Annotated in this window: 22 protein-coding genes; 16 read left to right on the top strand and 6 right to left on the bottom strand. The window is 69.8% G+C overall.

Annotated elements, in window-relative coordinates; translation table 11 throughout:
- Window positions 1-10: 10 nt before the first annotated feature.
- The 7 genes from B043_RS0101545 to B043_RS0101515 all read left to right on the top strand — a co-directional run bounded on the left by B043_RS0101545 (window position 11) and on the right by B043_RS0101515 (window position 8,719).
- Entirely contained in the window at window positions 11-1,681 is a 1,671-nt protein-coding gene (locus tag B043_RS0101545) for a sodium:solute symporter family protein (protein WP_018460701.1), read from the top strand.
- A gap of 76 nt (window positions 1,682-1,757) precedes the next feature.
- Window positions 1,758-2,117 (top strand): hypothetical protein, encoded by a 360-nt coding sequence (locus B043_RS0101540; protein WP_016328851.1) that lies wholly within the window; start codon window positions 1,758-1,760, stop codon window positions 2,115-2,117.
- Window positions 2,077-3,819, top strand: coding sequence for a DUF294 nucleotidyltransferase-like domain-containing protein (locus B043_RS0101535; RefSeq protein ID WP_018460700.1), 1,743 nt, complete (start codon window positions 2,077-2,079; stop codon window positions 3,817-3,819). The genes B043_RS0101540 and B043_RS0101535 overlap by 41 nt, the downstream gene beginning before the upstream one ends.
- 2 nt (window positions 3,820-3,821) lie before the next feature.
- The gene (locus B043_RS12885; RefSeq protein ID WP_169335125.1) at window positions 3,822-3,986 is read left to right on the top strand and encodes a hypothetical protein; all 165 of its coding nucleotides are present in this window, start codon (window positions 3,822-3,824) and stop codon (window positions 3,984-3,986) included.
- The gene (locus tag B043_RS0101525) at window positions 3,983-6,505 is read left to right on the top strand and encodes an ATP-binding protein (RefSeq protein ID WP_018460698.1); all 2,523 of its coding nucleotides are present in this window, start codon (window positions 3,983-3,985) and stop codon (window positions 6,503-6,505) included. Before B043_RS12885 ends, B043_RS0101525 begins: the two co-directional genes overlap by 4 nt.
- Entirely contained in the window at window positions 6,480-6,839 is a 360-nt protein-coding gene (locus B043_RS0101520) for a response regulator transcription factor (protein WP_016328847.1), read from the top strand. Before B043_RS0101525 ends, B043_RS0101520 begins: the two co-directional genes overlap by 26 nt.
- The gene (locus B043_RS0101515; protein WP_018460697.1) at window positions 6,836-8,719 is read left to right on the top strand and encodes a 3'-5' exonuclease; all 1,884 of its coding nucleotides are present in this window, start codon (window positions 6,836-6,838) and stop codon (window positions 8,717-8,719) included. Before B043_RS0101520 ends, B043_RS0101515 begins: the two co-directional genes overlap by 4 nt.
- Here B043_RS0101515 and purD read toward each other — a convergent pair.
- Genes purD through B043_RS0101490 form a run of 5 tightly spaced genes read right to left on the bottom strand, consistent with a single transcriptional unit; the run spans window position 8,709 to window position 13,065 of the window.
- Window positions 8,709-9,959 (bottom strand): phosphoribosylamine--glycine ligase, encoded by a 1,251-nt coding sequence (gene purD, locus B043_RS0101510; RefSeq protein WP_018460696.1) that lies wholly within the window; start codon window positions 9,957-9,959, stop codon window positions 8,709-8,711. The two genes, B043_RS0101515 and purD, sit on opposite strands and share 11 nt — an antisense overlap.
- Window positions 9,956-10,843, bottom strand: coding sequence for a phosphoribosylglycinamide formyltransferase (gene purN, locus B043_RS0101505; protein ID WP_018460695.1), 888 nt, complete (start codon window positions 10,841-10,843; stop codon window positions 9,956-9,958). The genes purD and purN overlap by 4 nt, the downstream gene beginning before the upstream one ends.
- A complete protein-coding gene (locus B043_RS0101500; protein ID WP_018460694.1) occupies window positions 10,840-11,736 on the bottom strand; it encodes an MBL fold metallo-hydrolase in 897 nt (298 codons plus the stop codon). Before B043_RS0101500 ends, purN begins: the two co-directional genes overlap by 4 nt.
- Before the next feature lie 3 nt (window positions 11,737-11,739).
- Complete coding sequence (locus tag B043_RS0101495; RefSeq protein WP_018460693.1) at window positions 11,740-12,525, bottom strand: fumarylacetoacetate hydrolase family protein; 786 nt, start codon at window positions 12,523-12,525, stop codon at window positions 11,740-11,742.
- A gap of 9 nt (window positions 12,526-12,534) precedes the next feature.
- A complete protein-coding gene (locus tag B043_RS0101490; RefSeq protein ID WP_018460692.1) occupies window positions 12,535-13,065 on the bottom strand; it encodes a glycerol-3-phosphate acyltransferase in 531 nt (176 codons plus the stop codon).
- A gap of 91 nt (window positions 13,066-13,156) precedes the next feature.
- On the opposite strand from B043_RS0101490, the gene B043_RS0101485 reads away from it, so the two are divergent.
- The 9 genes from B043_RS0101485 to B043_RS0101445 all read left to right on the top strand — a co-directional run bounded on the left by B043_RS0101485 (window position 13,157) and on the right by B043_RS0101445 (window position 20,854).
- Window positions 13,157-14,188 carry a LacI family DNA-binding transcriptional regulator gene (locus B043_RS0101485; RefSeq protein WP_016328840.1) on the top strand — a complete coding sequence of 344 codons (1,032 nt, stop codon included), beginning with the start codon at window positions 13,157-13,159 and terminating at the stop codon, window positions 14,186-14,188.
- Window positions 14,178-14,627, top strand: coding sequence for a YqhA family protein (locus B043_RS0101480; protein ID WP_018460691.1), 450 nt, complete (start codon window positions 14,178-14,180; stop codon window positions 14,625-14,627). The genes B043_RS0101485 and B043_RS0101480 overlap by 11 nt, the downstream gene beginning before the upstream one ends.
- Window positions 14,627-15,292 carry a hypothetical protein gene (locus B043_RS0101475; RefSeq protein ID WP_018460690.1) on the top strand — a complete coding sequence of 222 codons (666 nt, stop codon included), beginning with the start codon at window positions 14,627-14,629 and terminating at the stop codon, window positions 15,290-15,292. The genes B043_RS0101480 and B043_RS0101475 overlap by 1 nt, the downstream gene beginning before the upstream one ends.
- Before the next feature lie 10 nt (window positions 15,293-15,302).
- A complete protein-coding gene (gene mqnE / locus B043_RS0101470; RefSeq protein ID WP_018460689.1) occupies window positions 15,303-16,421 on the top strand; it encodes an aminofutalosine synthase MqnE in 1,119 nt (372 codons plus the stop codon).
- Window positions 16,418-17,230, top strand: a complete 813-nt coding sequence (locus tag B043_RS0101465) for a menaquinone biosynthetic enzyme MqnA/MqnD family protein (RefSeq protein WP_018460688.1) — start codon at window positions 16,418-16,420, stop codon at window positions 17,228-17,230. Before mqnE ends, B043_RS0101465 begins: the two co-directional genes overlap by 4 nt.
- Before the next feature lie 58 nt (window positions 17,231-17,288).
- On the top strand, window positions 17,289-17,825 hold the full coding sequence (locus B043_RS0101460; protein ID WP_018460687.1) for a YceI family protein: 537 nt from the start codon (window positions 17,289-17,291) through the stop codon (window positions 17,823-17,825).
- Window positions 17,826-17,828: 3 nt separating this feature from the next.
- Window positions 17,829-18,602, top strand: a complete 774-nt coding sequence (locus B043_RS0101455; protein ID WP_018460686.1) for a VOC family protein — start codon at window positions 17,829-17,831, stop codon at window positions 18,600-18,602.
- Between the two features lie 141 nt (window positions 18,603-18,743).
- On the top strand, window positions 18,744-19,778 hold the full coding sequence (gene aroF / locus B043_RS0101450) for a 3-deoxy-7-phosphoheptulonate synthase (protein WP_016328834.1): 1,035 nt from the start codon (window positions 18,744-18,746) through the stop codon (window positions 19,776-19,778).
- Window positions 19,775-20,854 carry a prephenate dehydrogenase/arogenate dehydrogenase family protein gene (locus B043_RS0101445; protein WP_018460685.1) on the top strand — a complete coding sequence of 360 codons (1,080 nt, stop codon included), beginning with the start codon at window positions 19,775-19,777 and terminating at the stop codon, window positions 20,852-20,854. Before aroF ends, B043_RS0101445 begins: the two co-directional genes overlap by 4 nt.
- Here B043_RS0101445 and B043_RS0101440 read toward each other — a convergent pair.
- Window positions 20,851-21,792, bottom strand: coding sequence for a GGDEF domain-containing protein (locus B043_RS0101440; RefSeq protein ID WP_018460684.1), 942 nt, complete (start codon window positions 21,790-21,792; stop codon window positions 20,851-20,853). The genes B043_RS0101445 and B043_RS0101440 overlap by 4 nt on opposite strands.
- Window positions 21,793-21,826: the final 34 nt, after the last annotated feature.

Genomic DNA, 21,826 nt, shown 5'->3' with positions numbered 1-21,826 from the left:
GGGGTGGGGGATGAACGCGGAAGTTTGGACCTGGACTATCGTTCTTTTGAGCTTCGCCCTCTATCTGGGCATCGGGTACTGGGCCCGCGTGCGGGAGACCGCGGGCTTCTACGTGGCCGGCCGGGGGGTGCCCCCTGTGGCCAACGGGGCCGCCACCGCCGCGGACTGGATGTCCGGGGCCAGCTACATCTCCATGGCGGGCCTCATCTCCTTCCTGGGCTACGACGGGGCGGTCTACCTCATGGGCTGGACAGGGGGGTACGTGCTCCTGGCCCTTCTCTTCGCCCCGTACCTCCGGAAGTACGGCAAGTACACGGTGCCCGAGTTCGTGGGGGACCGCTACTACTCCAACCTGGCCCGGGTGGTGGCCATCATCAGCGCCATCTTCGTCTCCTTCGTGTACATGGTGCCCCAGCTCAGGGGTGTGGGCATCGTCCTCTCCCGCTACCTGGGGGTGGACGTGGCCACGGGGGTCTGGGCGGCGGTTCTGGTCACCGCCTTCATCGCCGTCATCGGGGGGATGAAGGGCATCACCTGGACCCAGGTGGCCCAGTACGCGGTGCTCATCACCGCCTACCTCATCATGGGCATCGCCCTCTCCAACCTCCTCACCGGCAACCCCATCCCCCAGCTCTCCTTCACCTTCTCCGACTTCGCCGTGCGCCTGAGCCAGCTCCAGGTGGAGCTGGGCTTCAAGGAGTACGTGGCCCCCTTCCAGAACCTCTCGGCCCTCAACGTGCTCCTCATCACCCTGACCCTCATGGTGGGCACGGCCGGCCTGCCCCACGTGATCATCCGCTTCTACACGGTGCCTAAGGCCTCCGATGCCCGCTGGAGCGCGGGGTGGGCCCTGCTCTTCATCGGCCTCCTCTACACCACCGCCCCCGCGGTGGCCGTCTTCTCCAAGTACAACCTCCTGAACACCCTGGCGAACAAGCCCTTAGAGGAGGTGCGCCAGATCGACTGGGTGGCCAAGTGGGAGAAGACCGGCCTCCTCAAGTTTGAGGACAAGAACGGGGACGGCATCCTCCAGATGAGCGGGCAGGCGGACGCAAACGAGGTCACCATTGACCGGGACATCATCGTCCTCTCCACCCCGGAGGTGGCCAAGCTGGCCCCCTTCATCGTGGGCCTGGTGGCCGCCGGGGGCCTGGCCGCGGCCCTTTCCACCGCCGCGGGGCTTCTCATCGTCATCGCCAGCGCCATCTCCCACGACCTCTACACCCGCATGATCAACCCCCAGGCCTCGGAGGGCACCAAGCTCACCATTGCCCGGGTGATCATCGCCCTGGTGGTGATCCTGGCCGCCCCCTTCGGCATCAACCCCCCGGCCTTCATCGCCCAGCTGGTGGCCTTCGCCTTCGGCCTGGCCGCCAGCACCTTCTTCCCCGCCCTGCTCCTGGGGATCTTTGACCGCCGGATGAACATGCAAGGGGCGGTGGCGGGCATGGTGGTGGGCCTGGTCTTCACCGCCGCCTACATCATCGGCACCAAGTACCTGGGCTGGCCCAACTTCATCCTGGGCATCACCGCGGAGGGCATCGGCACCGTGGGCATGCTCCTCAACTTCCTGGTGGCCTACCTGGTCTCCCGGGCCACGCCACCGCCCCCCGCGGAGATCCAGAAGCTGGTGGACGAGATCCGCACCCCCAAGGGGAGCGGGGCCGCGGTGGACCACTAACGCCTTCCGGCTAACCCCCCAGGCCCTTTAGGGCCTGGGGGGTTCAGCCCCCCGGCTTAAGCTAAGAGGTGAGGCTATGCGCCATCTAAGGTTCTTTCTGGGAAGCCTAAGCCTGCTTTTCGCCTTCTACCTCCTCGGGCACTACCTTTTGGGGTTCCCCTTCCCCACACCCCTCCACCTCTTCCAGGTGGCCCTTGGGGTAGGGATAGGCATGGGGCTTGGCCTCCTTTACCACCGCCTCTGGCCCCTGCCCCCCCCAGGGCTTGGCCGGGTGGTGCGGCTTTTCGTCCTCCTCCCCCCGGCCTTCATGCTGGGGATCGGCCTTTTGATCCTCTTCCAGGCCCAGGTGGCCCTGCACTTTATTGTCCCCCTCTTCGCCTGGCTCACCCCAGACCATGGACCTCGCCCGGATCCCACCCCTAAAGGCCCTGCCTGAGGCGGCCTTGGAGCGCCTACGGGCCCAGGCGGAGCGGGCCACCTACCCCGAAGGGGCGGAGATCCTGGTCCAGGGGGGGGAGCCCGCCCGCCACCTCTACCTGGTGGCCCAGGGCCGGGTGGCCCTGAAGGACGGGGAGCGGCCGGTGGAGGTCTTAGGGCCAGGGCGCTTTTTCGGCTTCCCCTCCCTGCTCCTAGGGGAGCCCCCGGCCCTGGGGGTGGAGGCCCTCGAGCCCGTGGAGGTCCTTCGCTGGCCCAAGGAGGTCTTCTTCTGGCTCCTCACCTTCCCCGAGGCCGCCCGCTTCTTCTTGGAGGGGCTCTCCGAACGGGGGCGCCTCCAGGGCTTTCGGGCGAACCTCTTCACCCCCGTGGGGCGGCTGGTGCGCCGCGCGCCCCTTTTCATCGCCCCCACGGCCACGGTGGAGGAGGCCGCCCGGCAGATGGCCCAGGAGGGGGTTTCCAGCCTCCTGGTGGAGGGGGAGCCCTTGGGCATCCTCACGGACCGGGACCTGAGGAACCGGGTCCTGGCCCAGGGCCTTCCCCCCTCCACCCCCGTGGGGGAGGTGGCCACCCGGCCCCTCTTCGCCCTGCCCACGGACACCCCCCTCTACGAGGCCCTGGCGGCCATGGTGGAGCGGGGCATCCACCACCTGGTGCTCGTGGAGGGGGAGCGGGTGGTGGGGGTGGTGACCCACACCGACCTCCTCCCCAGCATGGAAAGCCCCCTGGTCCTCCTGAGGCGGGTGGAGCGGCTGGAGCTTTCCCGCTACGCGGAGGAGGTGGCCCGGCTGGTGGCCCACCTCTTCCAGGGGGGGGTTTCCCCCTGGGACATCGGCCGGGTGGTGGCGGGGCTGAACGACGCCCTCATCAAGAGGCTCCTAAAGGAAGCGGAGGCCCGCCTGGGCCCGCCCCCTGTGCCCTACAGCTTCATGGTCTTCGGCTCGGAAGGGCGGCGGGAGCAGGCCCTCCTCACGGACCAGGACAACGCCCTGGTCCTTTCGGAGGGGGGGCATGAGGCCTACTTCGCCCCCCTGGCCGAGGCGGTGGTGGGGGGGCTGATCCAGGCGGGCATCCCGGAGTGCAAGGGGGGGTACATGGCCACCCGCTGGCGGATGCCCCTAAAGGAATGGGTGGACACCTTCCGCCGCTGGATGGAGGCCCCGGAACCCAAGGCCCTCCTGGAAACCCAGATCTTCTTTGACCTGCGGCCCGTGGGGGGAAGCCTCCCCCTCGCCCCCCTGGAGGAGGCCATCCTCCAGGGGGCCAAGCGGGGGGTCTTCCTCTACCACCTGGCCCAGGCCGCCCTGGAGTTCCGCCCTCCCCTGGGGCTCTTTGGACGGGTGCGCACGGAAGGGGGCTTCATAGATCTAAAGCGGCAGGCCCTGGCCCCCATCGTGGCCCTGGCCCGCCTCTACGCCCTCATGGCGGGAAGCCCCGCCAAGGGCACCGGGGCGCGGCTTAGGGCCGCGGCCCAGGGGGGCACCCTAAGCCGGGAAGGGGCGGAACGGCTGGAGGAGGCCTTCGGCTTTTTCTTCGGGCTCCGCCTCAAGGCCCAGCTCCAGGCCCTGGAGGAGGGGCGGCCTCCGGAAAACCGCGTGCGCTGGGAGGCCCTCTCCCCGGGGGAGAAGAGGCGGGCCCTGGAGGGCTTCCGGGCCATCCAGGAGGTGCAGGAGAACACCGCCGTCCGGTTCCAGCTCCGATGAGGGTGCGAAGCGTTCTCCTCTTTCTCTTGGGGGCTTTCCTCTTCAGCCTGCCCTTTCCCCTCTTCTTCGGCCCTCAGGGGCCCTTGGGCCTGCCCCCCTTCTACCTCTACCTCTTCCTGGCCTGGGGGGGACTCATCCTCCTCCTCTACCTGGGGGTGCGGCGATGAGCGGGCTCCTTCTGGGCCTCCTCCTCTACCTGGGCCTCCTCTTCCTGGTGGGCCTCCTGGGGGAGGGCCGGGGGCGGGCCCTGGTGCGAAGCCCCTGGACCTACGCGTTATCCCTCGCGGTCTACGCCACGGCCTGGACCTTTTTTGGGAGCGTGGGGCGGGCGGCCACGGAAGGGGCCACCTTCCTCCCCGTCTACCTCGGGCCCACCCTGGTCCTCACCCTCTGGCCTTTTTTGCACCTCCGGCTTTTGAGGCTTGCCCGGGCCTACCGCCTCACCTCCTGGGCCGACCTCCTCTCCGTGCGCTACGGCCGGGACCCCCTTGTCGGGGCCTTGGTGGCGGGGTTTTTGGTGGTGGGCCTCCTCCCCTACCTGGCCCTCCAGCTGAAGGCCATCGCCCAGGGGTTCCTCTACCTGGAAGGGGAAAGCCGCCCTTTGGGGGACGTGGCCCTGGTGGTGGCCCTAAGCCTCGCCCTTTTCGCCATCCTCTTCGGCACCCGCCGCCTGGACCCCTCGGAAAGGCACGAGGGGCTGGTGCTGGCGGTGGCCTTTGAGTCCTTGGTGAAGCTCTTCGCCTTCCTCCTGGTGGGGGGGTGGGTGCTCCTGAAGCTCGGGAACCCCTTCCCCGAGGCCCTGGCCCGGCCCGAGCTCCACCCCCTCCTCCTCCCCCCTGAGGGGCTTGGGGGGCACCTGGCCTGGGTGAGCCTCACCCTGCTTTCGGGCCTGGCCTTCCTCTTCCTCCCCCGGCAGTTCCACATGGCGGTGGTGGAGAACCAGGAGGAGCGCCACCTCCCCCAGGCGGCCTGGGCCTTTCCCCTCTACCTCTTCCTCATCAACCTCCCGGTGCTCCCCCTGGCCCTTTGGGGGCGGCTCCGCCTCGAGGCCCCCCCGGACCTCTACGTCCTGGCCCTGCCCCTTTCCTTGGGAAGCGAGGCCCTGGCCTTCCTGGCCTTTTTGGGGGGGGTTTCCGCGGCCACGGCCATGGTCATCGTGGAAACCCTGGCCCTTTCGGTCATGGTCTCCAACCACCTCCTCTCCCCTTTCCTCCTCCGCTACCGGGCTTTGGGAAGCCTCCTCTTCTGGCGGCGGGCCTCCATCCTCCTCATCCTCCTCCTGAGCTACCTCTACTTCCGCCTGGCGGGGGAGGCCTACGCCCTGGTGGCCATGGGGCTCATCTCCTTCGTGGCCGTGGCCCAGCTGGCCCCGGCGGGGCTTCTCGGCCTCTTCTGGACGGGAAGCACCAGGCAGGGGGCCCTGGCGGGGCTTCTGGGAGGGATGGGCGTGTGGGCCTACACCCTCTTCCTCCCCGCCCTAGCCCGCTCCGGCTGGCTTCCCGAGGCCTTCCTGGAGGGCCCCCACCCCCTCCTCCGCCCCGAGGGGCTTTTGGGCGTGAGAGACCTGGACCCCGTGACCCACGGCTTCCTGGCAAGCCTCACCCTCAACCTGGCCCTGCACCTCCTGGTCTCCCACCTCACCCGCCCCCGGAAGGAGGAGGCCCGGGAGGCCTTGGCCTTCACCCAAGGGGTGCCCGCCCTCTCCCGGCTGGGGAAGGCGGAGGAGCTTGCGGAGCTTTTGGAAAGGGTCCTGGGCCCTGAGGCCAAGCGGGCCTTTTTGGAAGAGGCCCGGGGGCTTGGGGAAGGGGCGGAGCTGGCCGCCCGGGCGGAGGCCCTCCTGGCGGGGGCGGTGGGGCCCGCCACCGCCCGCCTCCTCCTCCTCTCCGTGACCCAGGAGGCCCCCCTCGAGGCCGTGGCGGAAGCCGCCCAGGAATCCCAGGCGGTGAGGGCCTACGCCAAGGCCCTGGAGGAGGCCCGGGCGGAACTTTCCGAGGCCTACGAGCGCCTCAAGGCCATGGACCAGGCGAAGGACGAGTTCCTGGCCGCGGTGGCCCACGAGCTCCGCACCCCCCTGGCCGCGGCCCGGGCCCTGGTGGAGATCCTGGAGGACCACAAGGACCTCCCGGAGGAGGAAAGGGCCCGGTTCACCACCTTGGTGCGCAAAGAGATGGAACGGCTTTCCCGGCTGGTGGAGGAGGTCTTGGAGCTTTCCCGCCTCCAGGCCCTCCCCCTCAAGCGGGAACGGGTGGACCTGAAGGCCCTTTCGGAGGAGGCCCTGGCCCTGGTGGCCCCCCTGGCGGGGGAAAGGGGGGTGGTCCTTTCGGGAAGGCTGGAGGCCCTTTCCGCCCAGACCGACCGGGACCGGCTCCTCCAGGTCCTCCTCAACCTCCTCTCCAACGCCCTCCGCCACGCCAGGAGGGAGGTCCGGCTTACCCTGAGGAAAGAGGGCCAGGAGGCCCTCTTCCGGGTGGAGGACGACGGGCCGGGGCTTGGGGCGGAGGAGGTGGAGCGGGTGTTTGAGCCCTTCCAGAGCAAAACCGGCGGGCTGGGCCTGGGGCTTTCCCTGGCCCGGCGGATGGTGGAGGCCATGGGAGGCAGGATCTGGGCGGAGGCGGGGCCCGGCGGGCGCTTCGCCTTCACCCTGCCCCTGGAGGTGGAGGATGCGGGTTCTCTTGGTGGACGATGAGGAGAGCATCCTGGTGCCCCTGGAGTTCCTCCTGAGGAAGGGGGGGCACGAGGTGGTGCTGGCGCGCACGGGGGAGGAGGCCCTAAGGGCCCTGGAGGAAGGGGGCTTCGCCCTGGTGGTCCTGGACCTGATGCTCCCGGGCCTGGACGGGTTTTCCGTCCTGGAGGCCCTTAAGGGGAGGCCGGAAAGGCCCAAGGTCCTGGTCCTCACCGCCCGGGGCCGGGAGGCGGACCGGGCCAAGGCCCTGGCCTTAGGGGCGGAGGCCTTCATGACCAAGCCCTTCAGCACCCGGGCCCTGATGGAAGAGGTGCGGAGGCTTCTGGGGGAGGGATGAGGGATCTCCTCCGCTTCCTGGGGGCCCTCTTGGTGGGGGCTCTCCTCATGGGAGGAAGCCTCGCCTTAGGGCTTTTCCTCCTTCTCCAAGGCGAGGAGGCGCTCAAGGAGGCCCTCCTCCAGGTGGCCCGGGCCAAGGCCCCCCTGCTCCTCCTCCTCCTCTTCCTCTTCCTGGGGGTCCTGGCCCTCCTCCTCCGCCCCCTCTTCCTGGGCTACCTGGCCGCGGCCCGGGCCCTGGGGCAGGAGGGGGCGGTCCTCCTCACGAACCCCGGGCACCGCCTGAAGCTAAGGGGGCCCTTGGAGCTTCAGGCCCTGGCGGACCTCATCAACCGCCTGGCGGAGGAAAAGGAACGCCTCCTCCAGGAGGCCGAGGCCCGGGCTAAGGAGGCGAGGGCCCTCCTGGAGGAAGAGCGGGAGAAGCTTTCCGCCCTCATCGGCCACCTGCCCCAGGGGGTGGTGGTGGCCAACGCCCGGGGGCAGGTCCTCCTCTACAACCCCAAGGCCCGGACCCTTCTGGGGGAGGGGCTTGGGGCGGGGAAAAGCCTCTTTGGCCTATTGGACCGGGCCCTTCTGGTCCACGCCCTGGCCCTGCCCGGGGAGCGCTTCCTGGCGCAGGGGCCCAAGGGGGCCTTGAGGCTCCAGGCCCTGCCCCTGGAGGAGGGGTTTTTGCTTCTCCTGGAACCTGAGGAGGAGGGGGCCGCCCTCCCCGAGGACCTCCTCTTCCGCCTGAAGGACAAGGCGGCGGGGCTCAAGGCGTTGGTGGAGGCCCTGGAGGGGGAGGTGCCCCCAGGGCTCACCCCCCTTCTACGGGCGGCCCGGGCCGCCGCGGAGGAGGTGGCGGGGCTCGCGGAGGCCCTCGCCCCACCCCCGAGGGCGGAGGAGGTGCTTTCGGAAGACCTCCTCCGCCTCCTCTCGGAGGCCATAGAGCGGGGCCTGGGCTACGCCCCGGGGCAGTCCCTGGCGGAGGAGGCCCGGGGGCTGTTGGTGCGGGTGGACACCTTCGCCCTGGCCCGGGGGCTTTTGGAGGGCCTGAAGCCCCTGGGGGAGGCGGTCTGGCTCCGGGGGGAGGCCATGGGGGGGCTTTTCCGCCTCGAGGTCCTGGCCGAGGAAGCCCCCACCCCCACCCCCCTCCTGGGGAAGGCGGTGGGGGAGGCGGGGGGGAGCCTGTGGCGGGAAGGAACCCGCCTGGTCCTCCTCCTTCCCGCCCGCCCCGTGCCTAAGCGGGTGCGGGAAGAGGGCCCGCCCCCTAGGGCGGAGGTCTTTGACCTAAGCCTTCTGCAAGCCCCCAAGGCCCTGGAGGAGGCCCCCCTGGGGGGCCTCCTCTACACGGCCTTTGACCTGGAGACCACGGGGCTTAACCCCAGGGAGGACCGGATCATCGCCCTGGGGGCGGTGCACCTCCTGGGAAGGCGGGTCCTCAAGGGGGAAACCTTTGAGGCCCTTCTGGACCCGGGCCGGCCCATCCCCAAGGCCTCCACCGAGGTCCACGGCCTCACCTGGGAGATGCTTAAGGGCAAGCCCAGGCTGGAGGAGGTCCTGCCCGCCTTCATGGCCTTCATAGAGGAAACCGTCCTGGTGGCCCACAACGGGGCCTTTGACATGGCCTTCCTGAGGCAGGCGGGCGTGGAGAAGACCCCCCTGGTGGACACCCTCCTCCTCTCCCACCTCCTCTTCCCCGACCTGGAGGACCACCGCCTCGAGGCCTTAGCGGAGCGGTTTGGGGTGCCCGTTCTGGGGCGGCACACCGCCCTCGGGGACGCCCTCATGACCGCGGAGGTCTTCGCCAAGATGATCCCCCTCCTAGAGGGGAAGGGGTACCGGACCCTGGGGGCGGTGCTCCGGGCCTGCGCCGGGCTCCCCTTGGCCCGGCTCAGGTACTAGCCTTGAGGGCCCGGGCCCCGATGTCCTTCCGGTAGACCGCCCCCGGGAAGCCGATCCTGGGGATGAAGCCGTAGGCCCTTTCCAGGGCCTCCTCCAGGGTGGCCCCGAGGCCCACCACGTTGAGGACCCGCCCCCCGGCGCTCACAAGCCGCCCTTTCTCCCTCCGGGTCCCCGCGTGGAAGAGGAGGACCCCTTCCGGGGGCTCGGGGAGGTGGAGGGGGATGCCCTTCCTGGGGCTTTCCGGGTAGCCGGGGGCGGCCAGGACCACGCAGGCCGAGGCCCCCTCCTTCCAGGAGAGCCGGGTGCCGGCAAGCCGCCCCTCGGCCACCCTTAGGGCCAGCTCCACCAGGTCATTCTCCAAGAGGGGCAGGAGGGCCTGGGCCTCGGGGTCGCCGAAGCGGGCGTTGAACTCCAGAACCTTGGGGCCCTCCTTCGTGAGCATGAGGCCCGCGTAGACCACCCCCCGGTAGACCACCCCTTCCGCCTCAAGGCCCTCGAGGAGCGGCCTAAGGATCCTCTCCTCCACCGCCTTTAGGGTGGCGGGGTCCATGGGGTAGGGGGCGATGGCCCCCATCCCCCCGGTCATGGGGCCCTGGTCCCCGTCCAGGAGGCGCTTGTGGTCCTGGGAGGGGAGGAGGGGGAGGATGGTCTTTCCGTCGGTGAGGGCCAGGACCGTGGCCTCCTCCCCTTCCAGGTACTCCTCGATGACCACCTCCCCCCCCTCTGCCCGGTTCAGGATGTTGGCCACCGCCTGCTTGGCGGTGTGCAGGTCAAAGGCCACCGTGACCCCCTTCCCCGCGGCCAGGCCCGAGTCCTTCACCACGATGGGCACCCCCACCTCCTCCAGGTACTCCAGGGCCAGAAGGGGGTCCTGGAAGGTGCGGTGGCGGGCGGTGGGGATGCCGTAGCGCTCCATGAGGGCCTTGGCGAAGGCCTTGGAGCCCTCAATCATGGCCGCCTTCTGGGTGGGACCGAAGATCTTAAGGCCCCGCTCCTGGAAGGCATCCGCAATCCCCTCCACCAGGGGGGCCTCCGGGCCCACCAGGGTGAGGTCAATCCCCTCCCCTAGGGCCCAGTCCGCCAGGGCCTCCACCTCCCCGTTCCAGGGGACGAGCTCGGCGAGCTCCGCCATCCCCGCGTTGCCGGGGGCGGCGTAGAGCCGTTCCACCAGGGGGCTTTGGGCCGCCTTCCAGAGGAGGGCGTGCTCCCGCCCCCCCGAACCCACCACCAGGACCTTCATAAGGGGGATTCTACCCGGAAGAGGGCCTCCGCCACCGCCCGCCCCACCTCCTCGGGGAGCTCCAGGAGCTCTTCCCTAAGAAGGGGGTCCTCCTCGGTCACAAGCCGGGCGAAGAGGAAGGCCCCCCGGGCCCAGGGGCCCCCTCTTCCCAAGAGGGCTTCGGGGGCCAGGTGGGCCTTCCCGGCCTGGAGGAGGAAGCCCGAGGCCAGGAGGTGGAAGGGGCGCACCCGGGGGGAAAGGGCCTGGAGGCGGGCCCAGGCCTCCTCCCCCACAAGGGGCCTTAGGCCTTCTGGCGGGAAGCCGTAGCCCAGGAGGACCAGGCGGAGGGCTTTGGGGTAGAGGCGGTGCTCCCGCCTGAGGACCCGGGCTTCCAGGGCCTCCGGGGTGTCCGTGGGCAGGACGGGCACCCGGGCCTGGAGGAGGATGGGCCCGGTGTCCATCCCCCGGTCCACGAAGTGCACCGTGGTCCCCGTCCAGGCCTCCCCCGCCTCCAGGACCCGCCGGTGAACGTTTAGGCCGGGGTAGTCGGGGAGGAGGGAGGGGTGGAGGTTCAGGAGGCGGCCGTACCAGGGGTCCACGAACCGGGGGGAGAGGAGGCGCATGAAGCCCGCCAGGGCCACCAGGTCTATGCCCTTCGCCTCCAAAAGGGCCAAGGCCTCCTCCTCAAAGGCCCGCCGCCCCCGCCAGGGGAGGGCCACCGCCTCCACCCCCCCCTCCTGGGCCCGCCGGAGGGCTAGGGCCTCGGGGTTGTCCGAAAGGACCAGGGCCACCTCCCCCAGGGGGTGGCCCTTGGGGAAGGCCTCCATGAGGGCCTTCAGGTTCGTCCCCCGCCCGGAGGCGAGGACGGCGATGCGGGCCGGGCGGCCCAGGGGAAAGGGGGTCATAGGGCCTCGGGGTGGTGCTTCTGCCAGTAGCGCACGAGGCCCTGGAGGTTCATGTAGGGGGGGTCGGCGAGCTCGTAGAGCCGGGCCAGGGCCCCGTCCACCCCTTCCTCCTCCAGCCCCTGCCGCCAGTAGGCTTCAAACTCGGGGGTGAGGCTTTGGGGGTCCCTCCCCTCCCTAAGCCGGGCCAGGACCCAGTCCGCCCAGGCCCTAAGCCTTGCCCTCAGGGCCTCCAGGTGGGCCTCCACATCGGTGTAGGGGCCGAAGTGGGTGAGGTAGAGGACCTCCGGGCGGAGGGCCTTGAGGCGGTCTAGGGAGGCGTACCAGCTTTCCAGGTGGATGTCGGGGGGCGGGGTGGGGGGAAGGACGGGCCCCGGGGCGATGCGCACCCCGGCGATGTCCCCCGCGAAGAGGGCCTCCCCCACCCGGTAGGCGTGGTGGTGGACCGCGTGGCCCAAGGTCTCCAGGGCCTGGACCGTGACCCCGCCGATCCGTACCTCCTCCCCGTCCGTGAGGGCCCGGACCCTTCCCTCAGGGATGGGCCTCACCTCCCCCCAAAGGGGCTTCAGGAGGTCCCCGTAGATCCGCTCCGCGGAGGCGAGGAGCCTGGAAGGGTCTATAAGGTGCGGGGCCCCCTTGGGGTGGACGTAGACCGTGGCCCCAAGCTCCGCAAAGCGCCAGGCGGCCCCCGCGTGGTCCAGGTGGATGTGGGTGACGAAGACGTGGCCCACCTCCTCCGGGGCCACCCCTTCCCTCCCCAAGGCCTCCACCAGGGCGGGGAAGGTGCGCTCGGGGCCGGTTTCAATCAGAATGGGCCCCGCCTCCGTCTTCAGGAGGAAGCTCGCGATGACCCCTTCTGCCCCCTGGAAGCGGCAGTCCAGCACCCGGACCTCCATGGCCTACCCCTCCCTGGGCCCGATGACGCTGAAAAGCGTCCCGATGCCCTCCACCCCCACCTCGAGGCGGTCCCCCGGGCTCAAAGGCCCCACCCCCTCGGGGGTCCCGGTGAGGACCACGTCCAAAGGCTCCAAGGTCATGAAGGAGGAGATGTAGGAGAGGATCTCGGCCACGGTGAAGATCATGGCCGAGGTGGGGGCCTCCTGGCGGAGCTCCCCGTTCACCCAGGTGCGCACCCAGGTGGCCTGGGGGTCCAGGTCGGTCTCAATCCAGGGGCCTAGGGGGAGGAACCCGTCCGCGCTCTTGGCCCGGACCCACTGGAGGTCCTTCTTCTGCACGTCCCGGGCGGTGATGTCTAGGCCGATGGTGTAGCCCAGCACGTGGTCCAGGGCCCGTTCGGGCGGGACCCTCCGCATCCGGTCCCCGATGACCACGGCGAGCTCCCCCTCGTAGTGGAGCTCCTGCGTGAAGGCGGGGTAGGGCACGGGCTCCGCGCTCCCCCAGGGGTCCCTGGGGTTCCCGGGGCGGGCCAGGGTGTTGGGGGCCTTGAGGAAAAGGCCCGGCTCCTTGGGGAGGTCGTGGCCGAAATCGTACCCCATCTCCCGGATGTGCTCCCGGTAGTTCCGCCCCACGCAGACGATCTTGCTGGGGGTGGCCGGGGGGAGGAGGGTCACCGAGGCCAGGTCGTACCGCCTCCCCGTGGGGTTCCCCCCGGGGGCGTCCGTTTCCAGAACCATCTCCCCTTCCAAGATGCCCCAGCGCCCTTCGTTGAACCGTAGGATCTTCATGGCCCTAACCTACCACCTGCCCCTTAGGATTTCCAAACCCCGAAGGAGGACCACCCCGGCCACCCACAAGGCCCCAAGCCGCCCCGGGGAGGGCAGGAGGAAGAGAAGGGCCAGGTAGCCGAAGATGGCCCCAAAGGGGATGGGGTAAACCCCCCGCCTTTTCCGCCACCAAAGGAGGTGGTAGGCCCCCGCCACCCCGAGGGCCAGGGCCGAGGCCAGGAGGGTCTCCCGGGGGTACCAGGCCAGGAAGTAGCCCAAGGAGGGCGCGATCCCCCCACCCCCCCGGAAGCGGAAGAAGAGGGGCCAGGTGTGCCCGGCCACCAGGGCCGCCCCCGCGTAGGGGCGGAGGGGCTCGGGGGTGAGGAGGAGGGCCAACACCCCCTTCCCCACGTCCCAAAGCACCACCAGGAGGGCCGCCCAAGGGCCCTTTTTCCGAAAGACCCCGGACCCCCCGGGCAGGTCCTTCCCCCGCACCTCCGGGAAGAAGAGGAGCCCCCCCACCAAGGAGCCCAGGAGGTAGGCCAGGAGGAGGTAGCCCATAGGCCCATTCTGCCAGGGGGCTGGCGGAAAGGCGGAAAAGGCCCTATCCTGGAAGCGTGGAAGTTTCCATGAAGGGCTTCCACTCCCAGCCATGAAGCGGAAACCCACCATCCACGAGGTGGCCGAGCGGGCGGGGGTGGGCATCGGCACCGTGAGCCGGGTGCTGAACAACCACCCCGCCGTGCGGCCCGAAACCCGGGCCCGGGTGCTTAAGGCCATGGAGGAGCTGGGCTACACCCCAAACCCCCACGCCCGCCGCATCGCCGGGGGAAGGAGCTACACGGTTTCCGTCCTCCTCCCCTTCGTGGCCACGGAGTTCTACCGGAGGCTTCTGGAAGGCCTGGAGGGGGTCCTTTTGGAAAAGCGCTACGACCTGGCCCTCTTCCCCATCCTCTCCCTGGCCCGGCTGGAGCGCTACCTGGAGAGCACCACCCTGGCCTACCTCACGGACGGCCTCATCCTGGCCTCCTACGACCTCTCCGAGCGCTTTGAAGGGGGGCGCCTGCCCACCGACCGGCCCGTGGTCCTGGTGGACGCCAAGAACCCCCAGTACGACTCCGTCTACCTGGACAACCGCCTAGGGGGGAGGATGGCGGGGGCGTACCTGGCCCGCTTCCCCGGGGCCGTCTTCGCCATCAAGGTGGAGGAGGAGCCCGACCGGGTCTTCCGCCACACCGTCTTCAGCGAGCGCATGGCGGGCTTCCGGGAAGCCCTCCTGGAGGCGGGCCGGCCCTTCCCCGAAGACCACCTCTACGTCACCCGGCTCTCCCCAGAAGGGGGCAGGCTCGCCCTGCGCCACTTCCTGGAAAAGGCCTCCCCGCCCATCAACGTCTTCGCCGGGGCGGACCAGGTGGCCCTAGGGGTCCTGGAGGAGGCCCAGCGCCTGGGCCTCACCCCGGGGAAGGAGGTGCGGGTCCTGGGGTACGACGGCCACCCCTTCACGGAGGAGCTCGGGCTTTCCACCGTGGCCCAGCCCGTGGAGGCCATGGGGGCCCGGGCGGCCCAGCTCCTTTTGGAGAGGATGCAGGGCTACGCGGGGCCCCCGAGGGCGGTGCGCTTTGAGCCCACCCTCATCGAGCGCTCCTCCACCGCCCCCTCCAAGGAGGCCCCCTATGTCCCCTAGGCTCCGCTGGGAGACCCTGGCCCACCTGGCCCGCTGGAGCATGCTCCTGCCCGTGGCGGGCCTCCTCCTAGGGGCGCTCTACTTCGCCTACCATGCCCTCAAGGAGGTCCTCCTGGCCCTTCCCCTAGGCCTCGAGGCCGCCCTCCCCAAGATGGTGGGGGCGGTGGACCTGGCCCTTTTGGCGGCGGTCTTCCTCCTTTTCGGCCTGGGGCTTTTTGAGCTTTTCCTGAGGAAGCTGGACCTCCCCCTGGAGAACGTCCTGGCGGTGGAAAGCCTTTCGGACCTCAAGGAGAAGCTGGGCCAGGTGGTGGTCATGATCCTGGTGGTGAAGTTCTTTGAGAAGGCCCTGGTCTTCAAGCCCCAAGAAGCCCTGGACTTCCTCCTCTTCGCCGCCGGGGTGGCCCTTCTGGCCCTGGCCCTTTGGCTTACCCGCAAGTAGTGCTCCTCTACCTGGACCAGAACTACGCCAGCCGCATGGCCAAGCACCTCCTGGGCCAGAAGGGGCACGAGGCCTTCGGCCGCCTCTTCCGGGCCCTAAAGGGGAAGGCCCTCGCCCCCCCAAGCCCCTTCCACGTGCTGGAGACCCTCCACCCGGTACGGGGGCCGGAGGAGAAGGCGGGCTACCTTCTCCCAGCCCTCCAGGAGGTCTTCGCCGCCCTCTCCGGAGGCTACTGGGTGCGCCCCTGGGAGGAGATCGCCTGGAAGCAGGCGCGGGGGCTTTACCGGGAGGACTTCCTCTGGCGGGGGGGAAGCTGGGAGGCCCCGGCCGACCTCTCCCCTTTCCAAGGCCTCCTGGAAGGCCTGCCCCCTCTTCCCGAACGGGCCCTCGAGGCCTGGGTGCGGGAGGAGATCAGGCGGCGCACCGGGCTTAAGGAGGTCCCCTTCGTGCGGCTTCTCGCCCGCCTCGTCGCCCGAAGCCGCAAGGACCCCACCCGCAGGCCCCGCCCCTCGGACCTCCTGGACTTCGTCATGGCGGCCACGGTCCACCCCTACGTGGACCTCCTCCTCACGGACCGCTACCTGAAAAACCTCCTCCAGGAGCGGGCGGTGGGGGGAAGGAAAAAGGAGGTGGAGGCCCTAGCCCGAAGCCTCGAGGGGGAGTAGACTCGGGGGGATGAAGGGGATCCAAGACCCCCGTCTCGTCCCCATCGCCGAAAAGGTCCTGGCGGGCGAACGGGTCAGCTTTGAGGAGGGCCTCGTCCTCTACCAGACCCAAGACCTCCCCACCCTCATGCGCCTGGCCAACTGGGTGCGGGAAAGGAAGCACGGGCACAAGACCTACTTCGTCCACTCCATACGGGTCTCCCAGACCAACATCTGCTACGTGGGGTGCACCTTCTGCGCCTTCCAGCGAAGGTTCGGGGAGGAAGGGGCCTGGGACTGGGACGTGGAGGAGGTGGTGGCCTGGATCAAGGCCCGCTACCAGCCGGGGTTAAAGGAGATCCACCTCACCGCGGGGCACCACCCCAAGAGGCCCTTCCAGTACTACCTGGACCTGGTGCGGGCCCTCAAAGCGAACTTCCCCGAAGCCCAGGTGAAGGCCTGGACCGCGGCGGAGATCCACCACTTCTCCAAGATCGCCCGCCTCCCCTACCGGGAGGTGCTCCAGGCCCTGAAGGAGGCGGGCCTGGACGCCATGCCGGGGGGCGGGGCGGAGATCTTCGCCGAGCGGGTGCGGAAGCGCATAGCCCGGGCCAAGGTGAGCGCGGAGGGGTGGCTGGAGGTGCACCGCACGGCCCACGCCCTGGGCCTCCCCACCAACGCCACCATGCTCTACGGGCACATCGAGACCCTGGAGGAGCGCCTGGACCACATGGAGCGCTTAAGGCGGCTCCAGGACGAGACCGGTGGGTTCATGAGCTTCATCCCCCTGGCCTTCCAGCCCGACGGGAACCCGCTTGCCCGGGAGCTTGGGAAGAAGGGGTTCACCACCGGGGTGGACGACCTGAAAAACCTCGCCGTGGCCCGCATCTACCTGGACAACTTCCCCCACATCAAGGGCTACTGGGCCACCCTGACCCCCGAGCTGGCCCAGGTGTCCCTGGACTGGGGGGTGACGGACATCGACGGCACCCTCATTGAGGAACGGATCGTCCACATGGCGGGAAGCCCCACCCCTAAGGGCCTCACCAAGGGGGAGCTGGCCCGCATCATCCTGCGGGCGGGCCGCATCCCCGTGGAGCGGGACGCCCTCTACCGGGAGGTCCGGGTCTGGGACGCCGTGGAGGCATGAGCTACCGCCTGGGCTTCCCCCCCTACGCCAACGTGGCCCCCTTGGTGCGCTTTTTGGAAGGGGAGGGCCTCGAGGTGGTCCACGCCCCCCCCACCGCCCTGAACCGGCTCCTCCTGGAAGGGGAGATCGGGCTCTCCTTGGCCTCCAGCTTCTTTTACCTCACCCACCAGGAGGCCTTAGGCCTCCTCCCCGACTTCTCCGTGGCGGTGCTGGGGCCCGTGTATTCAGTGAATCTATTCCATAAAAAGCCCCTCTCGGAGCTCCACCGCGTGGCCCTCACCACGGAAAGCGCCACCAGCGTGGCCCTTCTGAAGCTCCTTCTGAAGGAGGCGGGAGGAAAGCCCGAGTACCGGCGGGAGGAAGGGGGGCTGGAACTCCTGGAGGCCTACGACGGGGTCCTCCTCATCGGGGACCGGGCCATTAGGGCCTACGCGGGGCTCCTGAAGGCTCTGCCCGAAACCCCCCACGCCCTCCCCAGCGCCTTCGGGGCGCTTAGGGTGACGGACCTCGCCATGGCCTGGTTCCGCCGCACCCGCCTCCCCTTCGTCTTCGCCGTCTGGGCCTACCGCCTCGAGGACCCGCCCCCCAAGGCCGTGGTCCAGGCCCTGAGGCGGGCCCGGCGGAAGGGCCTGGCCCAGCTGGGAGAGGTGGCCCGGGGGGAAGCGGAGCGCTTAGGGGTGCACCCCGCCCTTCTGGAGCACTACCTCTGGAACTTCCGCTACCACCTGGAAGAGCCCGACCGCCTGGGGCTTAAGGCCTTTGCGGAGGCCCTGGGGCTTCCCTTCCGGCCTTCTTTTTATAGCGCTTGACTTTTAAAAGCGCTTGGCTTAATGTAGCAACTGGCCCTAGGGCCAGAAAGGAGAGCCTATGCGGTGGAACCTGGACCCCACCCACACCAGCGTGGAGTTCGCGGTGCGCCATATGATGATCGCCACGGTGAAGGGCACCCTGAACCTCAAGGAGGGCTACGTGGAAACGGACGAGGCGGGCAGGCCCATCCGGGTGGAGGCCCGCCTGGACGCCCAGAGCATCCACACCGGGGTGGCCGACCGGGACCACCACCTCCGTTCCCCCGACTTCCTAGACGCGGAGAACCACCCGGAGATCGTCTTCCAGAGCGAGAGGATCACCCCTTTGGGGGAGGGGCGCTACCGGGTGGAGGGGCACCTCACCCTCCGCGGGGTGACCCGGCCCCTCGGCTTTGAGGTGGAAACCTATGGCCCCGCCAAGGACCCCTGGGGGAACGAGCGCATGGCCGCCCACTTTGAAGGGAAGCTGAACCGTAAGGACTTCGGCCTCACCTGGAACGTGCCCCTGGAGATGGGGGGGCTTCTCGTGGGGGAGGAGGTCCGCTTCAGCGTGGACACGGAGGCGGTGAAGGCCCAGGAGGCGGTTTCGCGCTAAGCCGTGGGCTTCCCCCTAAGGCTCCAGAGCCTCACCCTAAGGGTGCGGGCCCTGGAGCCCATGCTCGCCTTCTACCGGGACCTCCTGGGCCTAAAGCACGAGGCGGACCCGCCCCGCCACCGCCTCTTCCCCGAAGGCGGGGCCTTTAGCCTCTTCCTCCTCCACGACCCCCAAGCCCCCCTAAGGCCCTACCCCAGCGTGGGCCTTTACCACGTGGCCCTCCTCCTGCCCCACCGGAAGGCCCTGGCGGGGGTCTTCCGGAGGCTTTGGGAAGCGGGGGCCCACTTTGAGGGGGCCGCGGACCACGGGGTCTCCGAGGCCCTCTACTTCCGCGACCCGGAGGGGAGTGGCCTCGAGCTCTACCGGGACCGGCCGGAAGGGGCCTGGCCCAAAGGCCCCCTGATGTTCACCGCCCCCCTAAACCTGGAAAGGCTCCTCCTGGAAGCCCCCCACCCCGCCCCCCTTCCCCCCGAGACCCGCCTTGGCCACCTCCACCTGCACGTGGAACGCCTGGAGGAGGCGGAGGCCTTCTTTGCGGGCAGGCTCGGCATGGCCGTGACCCTGCGCACCTACCCCGGGGCCCTCTTCTTCGCCTGGGACGGCTACCACCACCACATGGGGGCCAACACCTGGGCCGGGCAGGGGAAGGCGCCGCCCGGGGCCACGGGCCTTCTCTCCTATACCCTCCTGGCGCCCAGGGGGGTGGCCCCGGGGCGCCTACTGGACCCCACGGGGGCGCGGGTGGAGGTCTTGACGGAAGGAGGGGGCGTCCCCTAAACTTGGGGGCAATATGCGGACCCTAGGGTGCCCCTTCGGCTTTTATCGTCCCGGCGGGGGCGCCCTGCGGCCCGCATAGGGTTTCACCGCAAGGAAGGGCGCCCCCAATCGGGGGCGCCCCGCGCTTTAGAGGAGGGCGGCATGCTGATCGTGATGCGCAAGGACCACACGGAAAAGGAGCTTCAGGACGTGATCCGGGAGATTGAGAAGGTGGGCTACCGGCCCCACGTCTCCCAAGGGGTGGAAACCACCCTGGTGGGGGCCATCGGCCGGGGGCCCACCCCGGAGCTCATGGAGCACTTCCGGGCCCTGCCCGGCGTGGCCGAGGTCATCCCCATCTCCAAGCCCTGGAAGCTGGCCAGCACCGATGTCCAGCCCTTCCCCACGGTGCTGGAGTTCCCCACGGGGAAGACGGGGGGCGGGCACGTGATGGTGGCCGCGGGGCCCTGCGGGGTGGAAAGCCGGGAGCAGACCCTCACCGCGGCCCACTACGTGAAGGCCCACGGGGCCCACATGCTCCGGGGGGGCGCCTTCAAGCCCCGCACCAGCCCCTACGCCTTCCAGGGCCTGGGGGTGGAGGGGCTTAAGATCCTGGCCGAGGCCAGAAAGGAAACGGGCCTCCCCGTGGTCACCGAGGTCCTCTCCCCAGAACAGGTGGAGCTGGTGGCGGAGTACGCGGACGCCTTCCAGATCGGGGCCAGGAACGCCCAGAACTTTGCCCTCCTGCAGGCGGTGGGGGAGGCCAGAAAGCCCGTGCTCCTCAAGCGGGGCATGAGCATGACCCTGGAGGAGCTTCTCATGAGCGCGGAGTACATCCTGGGCCGGGGCAACATGCAGGTGATCCTGGTGGAGCGGGGCATCCGCACCTTTGAGCGGGCCACCCGCTTCACCCTGGACGTCTCCGCGGTGCCCGTCCTCAAGAGCTGGACCCACCTCCCCGTCTGGGTTGACCCCTCCCACCCTGCGGGGAAGCGGGAGTGGGTCACGCCCTTGGCCCTGGCGGGGCTCGCCGCGGGGGCGGACGGGCTCATCGTGGAAACCCACCCCGAGCCGGAACGGGCCCTTTCCGACGCCGCGCAACAGCTCCACGAGCACGAGTTCGCCGAGCTCATGGAGAAGGTGCGCCGCCTGAGCCAGGCCCTGGGCAAGACCCTTTCCCGCCCCGTGCTGGGATGAAGCCCCTCTTCCGCAAGGTGGGCATCTTCGGGATGGGCCTCCTCGGGGGCAGCGTGGCCCTGGGGCTTAAGGAGCGCTTCCTGGCCGAGGAGGTCCACGCCTACGACCGGGACCCAAAGGCCCTGGAAAAGGCCCTCTTCCTGGGGGCGGCGGACCGGGTGCACCCGGAGGTGGGGCCCTGGGTGGGGGAGCTGGAGCTTGGGGTCCTGGCCGCCCCCGTGGGGGCGTTGGCGGGGCTCGGGGGGGCCATCGCCCCCTTCGCCCACCCGGAAAGCCTCTGGACGGACGTGGGGAGCGTGAAGGGGAAGGTGGTGGGGACGCTGGAGGGCCTCCTCCCCCACTTCCTGGGGGGGCACCCCATGGCGGGGAGCGAGCGGGCCGGGGTGGAAAACGCCCACGCCGGCCTCCTCCAGAACGCGGTCTGGGTCCTCACCCCCACGGAAAGGACGAGCCCCAAGGCCAGGGAGGGGATCAGGGGGCTGGTGGAGGCCCTGGGGGCCTACCCCCTGGAGATGCCCCCCCTCCTCCACGACGAGCTGGTGGCCCGGGTCTCCCACCTCCCCTACCTCCTGGCCGTGGCCTTAAACCGCCTGGTGGCCGGCCACCCCCACCGGGACCTCCTCATGTTCCTGGCCGCGGGGGGGTTCCGGGACCTCACCCGGGTGGCCTCGGGGAGCCCCAGGATGAGCCGGGACATGGTGGTGGAGAACAAGGAGGCCCTGAAAGGGGCCATAGAGGAGCTGAGGGCGGTCCTTCTAGAGCTGGAAGGGCTTCTGGACGAACCAGAAGAGCTCCTGAAGGCGGCGGAGGCGGCCAAGCGCACCCGGGACAGCCTCCCCATCGTCCGCCGAAGCCTCCTCCCGGAGATGCACGACCTGGTGGTCCAGGTGCCCGACCGCCCCGGGGAGATCGCCCGCATCGCCACCGCCTTGGGGGAAGCGGGGGTCAACATCAAGGACATCGAGGTCCTCACCATCCGCGAGGCGGCGGGGGCCTTGAGGCTCGGCTTCGCCACCCGGGAGGAGAAGGAAGCGGCCCGGCAGGTCCTCCAGAAGGCGGGCTACCGGCTGCCTTAACCCTCCCGGGTGGCGCGCATCACCCGGTCCTTGCCCTTTTCTTTGGCCCGGTACAGGGCCTCGTCCGCCCGGCGGTAGAGCTCCTCGAGGTCCCCCCGGTAGCCCGCCACCCCGAAGCTGGCGCTCACCCCCAAGGCCTTGAGCCCCTCCCGCAAGCGCTCCGAAAGGCGCTCGGCCTGGAGGGGGTCCGTGGCGGGGAGGAGGAGGGCGAACTCCTCCCCACCCCAGCGGCCCACCAGGTCCCCCTGGCGCACGTGCTCTTTCAGGTAGCGGGCCACCTCCTTCAAAAGGCGGTCCCCCTCCGGATGGCCCCGCTCGTCGTTGAACTTCTTGAAGTCGTCCAGGTCCATGAGGACCAGGCTGAAGGGCCTCTCCCCCCGCTCCACCCGGGCCGCCTCCCGCTCCAGGGCCATCTCCAAGGCGCGGCGGTTGGGGAGGCCCGTGAGGGGGCAGGTGAGGGCCTGCTCCCGCCAGAAGCGCACCTGGCCGTAGTACTCCCGGAAGCGGGCAAGGAGGAGGCTCAGGGCCAGGAGCACCGGCTGGGCCAGGGCGTAGTGGGGGAAGGGGAAGCCCCCCTGGCCCAGAAGGAGGGGCAGGAGGACCAGGAGCCCACCCCAGAAGGCACCTGCGGCAAGGGCATAGGGGAGGGGGTAGGCGAAGGCCGCCAGGAGGTAGAGGGCGGGGCTCCAGAAGCCCACCACGAAGTACTCCCTCCCCGCCCGCCAGGCCTCAAAGACGAGGTAGGCCCCCAGGGCATGGGTGAGGAGTTTTGGGGCTTTCCTCGGTTCCTGGAGGAGGGCCCAGGCGAAGAGGAGGCCGAAGAGGGGGTAGGCCAGGTACAGGCGGGGGTCCTTGGGAGGGTTGTGGAGGAGCTGGACCCCTATCCCCATGGGCAGGCCCACCCAGGCCACGGTGTAGAGCACGCGCCCCCAGTCCATGGGCCCATCTTCCACCACACCTAAGAAAACGCCG

This window comes from Thermus oshimai DSM 12092, assembly GCF_000373145.1.
GTDB lineage: Bacteria > Deinococcota > Deinococci > Deinococcales > Thermaceae > Thermus > Thermus oshimai.
This window is presented reverse-complemented; position numbering and strand designations above follow the sequence as displayed.

What these genes read in the sequence shown, in the direction of transcription:
- B043_RS0101445 (WP_018460685.1), top strand. Translation starts at nt 19,775, where the DNA reads ATGAAGCCCCTCTTCCGCAAGGTGGGCATCTTCGGGATGGGCCTCCTC.
- B043_RS0101480 (WP_018460691.1), top strand. Translation starts at nt 14,178, where the DNA reads ATGTCCCCTAGGCTCCGCTGGGAGACCCTGGCCCACCTGGCCCGCTGG.
- B043_RS0101540 (WP_016328851.1), top strand. Translation starts at nt 1,758, where the DNA reads ATGCGCCATCTAAGGTTCTTTCTGGGAAGCCTAAGCCTGCTTTTCGCC.
- B043_RS0101525 (WP_018460698.1), top strand. Translation starts at nt 3,983, where the DNA reads ATGAGCGGGCTCCTTCTGGGCCTCCTCCTCTACCTGGGCCTCCTCTTC.
- B043_RS0101500 (WP_018460694.1), bottom strand. Translation starts at nt 11,736, where the DNA reads ATGGAGGTCCGGGTGCTGGACTGCCGCTTCCAGGGGGCAGAAGGGGTC.
- B043_RS0101545 (WP_018460701.1), top strand. Translation starts at nt 11, where the DNA reads ATGAACGCGGAAGTTTGGACCTGGACTATCGTTCTTTTGAGCTTCGCC.
- purN (WP_018460695.1), bottom strand. Translation starts at nt 10,843, where the DNA reads ATGACCCCCTTTCCCCTGGGCCGCCCGGCCCGCATCGCCGTCCTCGCC.
- B043_RS0101460 (WP_018460687.1), top strand. Translation starts at nt 17,289, where the DNA reads ATGCGGTGGAACCTGGACCCCACCCACACCAGCGTGGAGTTCGCGGTG.
- B043_RS0101495 (WP_018460693.1), bottom strand. Translation starts at nt 12,525, where the DNA reads ATGAAGATCCTACGGTTCAACGAAGGGCGCTGGGGCATCTTGGAAGGG.
- mqnE (WP_018460689.1), top strand. Translation starts at nt 15,303, where the DNA reads ATGAAGGGGATCCAAGACCCCCGTCTCGTCCCCATCGCCGAAAAGGTC.
- B043_RS0101465 (WP_018460688.1), top strand. Translation starts at nt 16,418, where the DNA reads ATGAGCTACCGCCTGGGCTTCCCCCCCTACGCCAACGTGGCCCCCTTG.
- B043_RS0101440 (WP_018460684.1), bottom strand. Translation starts at nt 21,792, where the DNA reads ATGGACTGGGGGCGCGTGCTCTACACCGTGGCCTGGGTGGGCCTGCCC.
- purD (WP_018460696.1), bottom strand. Translation starts at nt 9,959, where the DNA reads ATGAAGGTCCTGGTGGTGGGTTCGGGGGGGCGGGAGCACGCCCTCCTC.
- aroF (WP_016328834.1), top strand. Translation starts at nt 18,744, where the DNA reads ATGCTGATCGTGATGCGCAAGGACCACACGGAAAAGGAGCTTCAGGAC.
- B043_RS0101485 (WP_016328840.1), top strand. Translation starts at nt 13,157, where the DNA reads ATGAAGCGGAAACCCACCATCCACGAGGTGGCCGAGCGGGCGGGGGTG.
- B043_RS0101515 (WP_018460697.1), top strand. Translation starts at nt 6,836, where the DNA reads ATGAGGGATCTCCTCCGCTTCCTGGGGGCCCTCTTGGTGGGGGCTCTC.
- B043_RS0101520 (WP_016328847.1), top strand. Translation starts at nt 6,480, where the DNA reads ATGCGGGTTCTCTTGGTGGACGATGAGGAGAGCATCCTGGTGCCCCTG.
- B043_RS0101535 (WP_018460700.1), top strand. Translation starts at nt 2,077, where the DNA reads ATGGACCTCGCCCGGATCCCACCCCTAAAGGCCCTGCCTGAGGCGGCC.
- B043_RS0101490 (WP_018460692.1), bottom strand. Translation starts at nt 13,065, where the DNA reads ATGGGCTACCTCCTCCTGGCCTACCTCCTGGGCTCCTTGGTGGGGGGG.